The sequence below is a fragment of the Rhodobacter sp. NTK016B genome (assembly GCF_017303295.1).
Taxonomy (GTDB): domain Bacteria; phylum Pseudomonadota; class Alphaproteobacteria; order Rhodobacterales; family Rhodobacteraceae; genus Pararhodobacter.
Genome location: NZ_JAFKOK010000065.1, coordinates 1 through 258 on the forward strand (window position 1 = coordinate 1; position 258 = coordinate 258).

Consider the following 258-nt stretch of genomic DNA (forward strand, 5'->3'; position numbering starts at 1 on the left):
TCTTCGGCGAGGGGCGCGGGGACCAGACCGACACGCTGCACAACCAGGAAACCCTGCGCCGCGACGGGACCCTGAAGGTGGTGAGCGCGGGATCGCCCGACGACCTTGCTGGCACGACGCGCCGCCTCGTCCTGATGGACGATGTCGCGAAGTTCGAGATGACGTCAAAGGGCGACCCGGAGAAGCTGGCCGAAAGCCGCGCTTCGGGGTTCGAGGAAGCCAAGATCGTGCGGATCTCGACGCCGCAGATCCTTGGCA

The 258-nt window shown here is 66.7% G+C and carries 1 protein-coding gene; it reads left to right on the forward strand.

Annotated elements, in window-relative coordinates; genetic code table 11:
• Positions 1 to 258 (forward strand): phage terminase large subunit family protein (locus JI664_RS23715; RefSeq protein ID WP_207016260.1); only part of this gene is annotated, 258 nt, incomplete at both ends.